This is a genomic window from Paenibacillus sp. 01T422 (assembly GCF_056398785.1).
The window spans coordinates 1-6,155 of sequence record NZ_JBFTQB010000349.1 but is presented as its reverse complement, the minus strand read 5'-3'; the positions used below and the strand labels follow the sequence as shown (position 1 = coordinate 6,155).

General features: G+C 50.8%; 7 protein-coding genes. 3 read left to right on the top strand and 4 right to left on the bottom strand.

From position 1 onward, the window contains the following. Positions 1-492 (bottom strand): bifunctional transcriptional activator/DNA repair enzyme AdaA (locus AC1DUA_RS19515; protein WP_477501354.1); only part of this gene is annotated, 492 nt, incomplete at its 3' end. Positions 493-647: 155 nt separating this feature from the next. On the opposite strand from AC1DUA_RS19515, the gene AC1DUA_RS19510 reads away from it, so the two are divergent. Both AC1DUA_RS19510 and AC1DUA_RS19505 read left to right on the top strand, forming a co-directional pair. Further along, positions 648-1,589: a DNA-3-methyladenine glycosylase family protein gene (locus tag AC1DUA_RS19510; protein WP_477501353.1), complete on the top strand. Its 942-nt coding sequence runs from the start codon at positions 648-650 to the stop codon at positions 1,587-1,589. A 28-nt stretch (positions 1,590-1,617) separates the two neighbouring features. Beyond that, complete coding sequence (locus tag AC1DUA_RS19505) at positions 1,618-2,229, top strand: DedA family protein (RefSeq protein WP_477501352.1); 612 nt, start codon at positions 1,618-1,620, stop codon at positions 2,227-2,229. A gap of 83 nt (positions 2,230-2,312) precedes the next feature. On the opposite strand, the gene AC1DUA_RS19500 is transcribed toward AC1DUA_RS19505, so the two are convergent. Beyond that, the gene (locus AC1DUA_RS19500) at positions 2,313-3,143 is read right to left on the bottom strand and encodes a hypothetical protein (protein ID WP_477501351.1); all 831 of its coding nucleotides are present in this window, start codon (positions 3,141-3,143) and stop codon (positions 2,313-2,315) included. A gap of 99 nt (positions 3,144-3,242) precedes the next feature. Continuing rightward, positions 3,243-4,466 carry a multidrug effflux MFS transporter gene (locus tag AC1DUA_RS19495; RefSeq protein ID WP_477501350.1) on the bottom strand — a complete coding sequence of 408 codons (1,224 nt, stop codon included), beginning with the start codon at positions 4,464-4,466 and terminating at the stop codon, positions 3,243-3,245. A gap of 197 nt (positions 4,467-4,663) precedes the next feature. Between AC1DUA_RS19495 and AC1DUA_RS19490 the strand changes: the two genes are divergently transcribed. Further along, positions 4,664-5,344 carry a hypothetical protein gene (locus AC1DUA_RS19490; RefSeq protein WP_477501349.1) on the top strand — a complete coding sequence of 227 codons (681 nt, stop codon included), beginning with the start codon at positions 4,664-4,666 and terminating at the stop codon, positions 5,342-5,344. A 579-nt stretch (positions 5,345-5,923) separates the two neighbouring features. On the opposite strand, the gene AC1DUA_RS19485 is transcribed toward AC1DUA_RS19490, so the two are convergent. Further along, on the bottom strand, positions 5,924-6,155 hold a 232-nt coding region (locus tag AC1DUA_RS19485), incomplete at its 5' end, for a chitinase N-terminal domain-containing protein (protein WP_477501348.1).

Here is a 6,155-nt window from a genome sequence, read left to right as displayed (position 1 = left end):
CTGAAATACAGTGGCAAAATGAGCGGCATTCGCAATACCTACCTGCGCACCAATGACATTCACAGGCTTATCTGTTTCTATTAAAAGCCGCTTAGCTGCTTCAATTCGTTGTTGTTGAAGATAAGTGAGAGGCGTAACGCCCTTCACCCGTTTGAACGTTCTTAGCAAATGATATACGCTGGCATAGAACTGCTCGGCCAGCACCGAAAGCGTAATCGGCTCGGCATAACTTTCTTTTATATGGCTCGCTATCAGCTCAATCCACTCTTCATCCGGCAGCCGCAAGCCGTCTGGCCTGCATCTTTTACAAGGACGGAACTGTTCCGCTACCGCTGTCTGACGATCTTGAAAAACCCGGACATTTTCCCGCTTCGGCACCCTCGATTTGCAGGAAGGCCTGCAGAAGATACCTGTTGTCGTGACCGCATAATAAAACGTGCCATCATAACTCGCATCATTCGCTACAATAGCTTGCCAATACCTATCATGCATGGCTTCGCTCCTCTCCGTACCTTTTCTCTACTAGCTCAGTATACCCAAACAGGACCTCTCTTGTAAGGGATGCGAGATGAGAAAGCAAGATTACGAAAGCCGCCTTCAGCGATAATAGAGGAAGCCCAACTAACTGATTACAGGAGAGATGACTTATGCCGTCTTTTAACCCTTCACTTCTAACGTGGAGCGAGCAGACAAGCTCTTTTACACTGCCGCTGCCTGAACCTTTTCAATATGAGCAAAATCTAGGCTACTTGACCCGCTCCACCAATGAGTGTCTATTCCATGTGGATAACTCAGATATTTATAAGCTGCTGCTCGCTCAGGATAACCGTGTGCTAATCGCTGTCAACAGTGAGGATAACTTACAGCTTCGGATTCGTATTCTATCTAGCATAGACACCCCCGTGACCCCCACCCTGCTTGAAAACATTGCACGTTATGTGTGGGAATGGTTCGATCTCAGCACAGACCTTGCTTCGTTCTACGAGCTGGCTGCTCACGATCCTATTCTGAACCAAGTCACTCAGGACTTTTACGGACTTCGTGTACTCGGGATTCCGGATCTATTTGAAGCGATGAGCTGGGGCATTATGGGACAGCAGATCAATCTGACTTTTGCCTACACACTCAAAAGACGACTCGTAGAAACCTTCGGTACCCAGCTAGACTGGGAAGGACGAACGTATTGGGCGTTCCCTGCGCCTGAGCGGATTGCCGAGCTTGCACCGGAAGCTTTGACAGCCCTGCAATTCACGGGTAAAAAGGCCGAGTACTTGATCGGCGTTGCCCAGATGATGGCGGACGGCAGGCTGGTCAAGGAGCTGCTGCTGGAGATGAACGATTTTGCTGCTATGGAGAAAGACCTGCTGAGCATTCGTGGCATCGGCCCATGGACGGCCAATTATGTCCTTATGCGTTGTTTGCGCAACGCTGCCGCTTTCCCCATTGCGGATGTTGGTTTGCACAACGCGCTGAAGCATGTGCTTGGCCTAGACGAGAAGCCGACACTTCCCCATATTCGCGAGCTTGCTGAAGGTTGGAAGGGCTGGGAGGCTTATGCTACCTTTTATTTATGGCGTGTCCTCTACTAGAGCATGAGAAAGAAGGAGCGAACTCACAGTGAAATTTCTAGGGTTAATCGAACAACTATTTGCTCAGTACGGTTACTTGGTCCTGCTGCTTGGGCTGCCACTTGACGTCATTGCGCTTCCGATCCCTCCTGGCAATACGACCATGACCTATACAGGTTATTTATCTTATAAAGGGATGCTGAGATGGGCGCCAGCAATGCTATCCGCCTGGGTCGGATCCATCATCGGCATGACAATCACCTATTGGATTGGTTACAAGCTGGGGACTCCGATTATCGAGCGTTTTGGCAAGCTGCTGTTCCTGAAGCCCCACCATTTGGACAAGACACGGAGTTATTACGAGAAGTTTGGCAATAAATTGCTGCTTATCAGCTTCTTTTTACCCGGGATCAGGCAGTTTATCTTCTATTTTGTAGGCATTATTCGCATTCCATTCCGCATTTTTGCGCTGTATGCTTTCACAGGTTCTGCCTTATGGGTGGTCGTTTTTTTCGGCATTGGCTACCTGTTCGGCGATCAGTGGCAGGCGATTTTCATGTGGGTAGAACAGTTTTTGATTTATGCAATGATTGGCGCGTGCGCTGTGCTGGCGGGGGTCCTTTTATTGAAATGGCGGAACCGCTTGAAGACAGGGATTTAAGGGGATTTAATTCAGGATACCAGATGAATACAAAAAGGTTGCCCCATCGGTCACAGAGATCGATTGAGGCAACCTTTTATCAATTATTGTGGTGTCGCTGATGGTTCTGGCGTTGCTGGATGAGCTGGCTTTCCTTTGAATTTAAAGCCTTCATGACCCTGACCCGGTTTCATCGGGGGCACTCCGCCTTTGCGTTCAACGAAGCTTTTCAGCTCATCCGTTAAATTATCTTTCAGCTTGGCAATCAGCTGATCCTCTGTAATGCCTTTGTCTTGGGCGATTTCGGCCAGAGACTTTCCTGCTTTGCGCTGCGCAGCAAGCTCGTCTTCCGTGATACCCAGGATCGTTGCGATTTCAGCGGAATTACCGAACATGCCACCAGGCATCATGCCAGCGTGCGGTTGTACGCCTTTGAAATCCATGACGTGCGGCTTCGACTCCACCATTTTTTTCAAGCGATCCGCTAGACCCGATTTCATCTTATCGGCCTGCTCCTGCTTCAATTTCCCGGCTGCGAGTGCATCATCGACTTTCTTGGTTTCGGCTTCCGTTAATTTGGCTAGAAGTGCCTCTTCCGTTAGATTCGCTTTCTCTTGAGCGATTTGAACCAGTGTTTTGCCTTGCTTAACCTCATCTTTCAACACGGCCTGATCAATCCCAAGAACAGCAGCGAAATCGATGGCACCTCCTTTACCGAATTCAAAACCGCCTTTAACAGGCCCATGACCTTGATTATGTAATCCTCCGCGAGAATCTCTATGCTGGTTATCCTTGATTTTGTCCTTCTGAGGTGCAGGCGTTGCCGTACTCGACTCATCTGCGAATACCTGGTTATGCTGAAGCACGAGGCCACCGCCAATGAGTAGTCCTGCTGAGAGCGCTCCTACCAGTACTTTCCTGTGAATAAGCTTCATCCTGTAACTCCACCTTTTTCATGAATTGGTCTATTTGGCTTCAGTATACAGGCTAATTGTGAAATAAATTAGAAGCTGCTGCTTATTCAACAAAAAAGTTTACGCTGTTTTTCTACCCTTTGTCATGCCTACGAAACAGAGAATTGCCCCAACCTCCATGAAAGCAATAATGATGCCTAGCGGAACTGCAGTGTGGCTGCCCCCAAGACCCACAAGTGGAGCAATCAGGCCTCCGATGATAAAAGAAAGCAGGCCCAGCAGCGCTGCTGCGCTCCCCGCCGTTTTCCCTTGACTCTGCAGAGCGAGTGAGGAAGTAGCGACGGAGACAGGGCCAACGCTGGAAACGATGAAGAAAAAAGCGACGAGGATGGCCGGAAGCCCTGCCCCGATAAGAACGGCGACGAGAAGCAGCAAGCCGCCAAAAACAGCCATAGCCAGCCCTCCTGCCAGCAAGCGATGGTCGCTTACTTTGCCTGCGAGCTTGCCAGTCACTTGGCCGGCAATGATGACGCCAAGCCCGTTCACTGCGAAGCAAACGCTGAATATTTGCGGGGAAACGCCGTAAATCTCCTGCAGCACGAACGGCGAGCCGGAGATATAGGCGAACATGCCGGCAAAGACAAGCCCTTGGGTCAGCGCGTAGCCCATGAACATGCGGTCTGTAAGGAGACCGCGGAACGTTCGCAGCGTATTGGCAAGTCCTCCCTTGGAACGGCGATCCGCTGGATGCGTTTCCTTCAGCCCCCACGTTGCGGCTAGGAGCATGAGCACGCCAATAGCACTTAGAACAAGGAACACGCCGCGCCATGATGTGAACTGCAGAATCTGCCCCCCTGCGATTGGCGCAAGGATGGGCGCTGCCCCATTAACCAGCATGAGCAGCGCGATAAATTTCGTCAGCTCAACGCCTTGGTACATATCGCGAACAATCGCCCGGGAAATGACGATCCCTGCCGCGCCCGCTAAGCCTTGCACGAATCGCAGGCCCAGGAAAACGCCGATGGATGGCGCGAACATGCATAGGATCGAAGAGATCGCATAGAGGATCAATCCGATCAGCAGTGGCGTGCGCCTACCGCGCACGTCGCTTACAGCCCCTGCGATGAGCTGGCCGATGGACAGACCAAGCATGCAGGCGGTGAGGCTCATTTGCGCTAGTGAGGTGCTGGTATGTAGATCGCCGGCTAGATTAGGCAGCGCCGGTAGGTACATATCCAGCGAGAGCGGCCCGAAGGACGCTAGTGAACCGAGCAAGAGCACGATCCATAATCGGCTGTAGCGGCCTGCGGACAGGCCCGTTTGGGAAGCCAGTTGGTTGGACATCTTGATCACAACTTTCATTGAGTAGTTCAATTACGCTAACATTGTGCTTAGATTTTGTCTAGTGTAATCTGAAGGTCCAATAGCCAAATTTCTACCTTTCCGCTATAATGAGACCTAACGCGACGAAGAACGTCCCTATTCATCCTTTACGATGAATCAGGGGCGTTTTTTTATTATTTCGAACAGGAGGTTGCGATATGAATTCTTTCCTTTTTMATGAAAAGCATCAAGCTTTCATTGCCTCCCACGCCGCTCGAAGATCAGGAGAACGCAAGGGACGACTCGAACGTGGGCATCTGCATGCGGAAACATTGTTTTTGGAAAACGTGTGGTTCCCCATGCACGGACATTTCGACCATTTGCACCCGGAGTATGAAATATTGGATTGGAGAGGACGCTCCTACTTTGGCGATTTCGCCTATTTGCCGGGAGAGCTCAAATTCATTTGGGAAATCAAGGGCTTCGGCCCCCATGTGCAAGACATGGACCGCAAACGCTACTGCGAAGAACTAAACCGCGAAACCTTCCTCCACGCACTTGGCTTCCGTGTCATCTCGTTCGCTTATGACGATGTTGCTCACCGACCCGAGTTATGTGTGACCTTGCTTCGCATGCTGCTCAGCCGTTACCAATCTGCTCCCTCACCTGTTCATCGAGCCCATCTGGCTGAAAAAGAGGTCATCCGCCTACTCCATCAGTTAGCAAGACCTCTGCGCCCCAAGGATGTGGAGTGCCATTTTGAAATCAACCATAGAACGGCCCTAAGACTGCTTCACTCCCTGTGCCAAAAAGGTTGGCTGCAGCCAATCAGCCGCACCCCAAATGGAAAAATCGTTCAGTACAGCCTCACTCGCGGGATTATGGACTATCTGGACTAGTCGGACTAGCTGGATTACCTGCACACCTTCGCTACCTGAACCACCTCACTACCTGCAACCTGCTCCACCTGCACATCTGCGCTACCTGCACCACCTATACTACCTGCTCCACCTRCACCACCTTCACTACCTGCKCYACCTGCACYACCTGCACTACTTGCAYTACCGCACYACCTRCWCCACCTGCTCCACCTGCWCYACCTGCWCCAYCTGCACYACCTGCACCACCTGCACCACCTGCACCACCTGCACCACCTGCACCACCTGCACCACCCCATGATGCAAAAATCATGCAAATAGTACATCAAATTTGGCGATTATTTACGTTTCCAGGAGATAACATGTAAAAAGTACAGCTAAATTCGCGGTTCTGCCCCCTCTTTAACCAAAACGCGCAAATTTGATGTACAAAATACATGATTGCTCCTCAAAATCGTAAAAGTCCATCATTTTGCTGCACTTTCTGCAGGTAAATGTCCGGCAGCCAGAAGAGCAGCAGCAGCAGCAGAGAAAGCAGCAAAAGAGCAAAAAGAGCCCCCAACACCCTCGGGGGCGTTAGAGGCTCTAACTCCTAACTCATTACTTCGTCACTTTCACAGTCAGCTTATCACTGGAAGTAACGCCACCCGCGTTGATCAACTCGACGCGATATTCGTACACGCCGACAGCGCGACCTGCGATCGTGCTCACTGCGCTTTGAGCGCTAGGCGTAGCTGCGTTTAATGCCTTCGATTCGATCAATACATCATTCTCGTACAAACGGTACTCCGTGGCATTCGTTCCCCACCACATGTTCATCGTTACCTTGTAG

What these genes read in the sequence shown, in the direction of transcription:
- AC1DUA_RS19510 (WP_477501353.1), top strand. Translation starts at nt 648, where the DNA reads ATGCCGTCTTTTAACCCTTCACTTCTAACGTGGAGCGAGCAGACAAGC.
- AC1DUA_RS19500 (WP_477501351.1), bottom strand. Translation starts at nt 3,143, where the DNA reads ATGAAGCTTATTCACAGGAAAGTACTGGTAGGAGCGCTCTCAGCAGGA.
- AC1DUA_RS19495 (WP_477501350.1), bottom strand. Translation starts at nt 4,466, where the DNA reads ATGTCCAACCAACTGGCTTCCCAAACGGGCCTGTCCGCAGGCCGCTAC.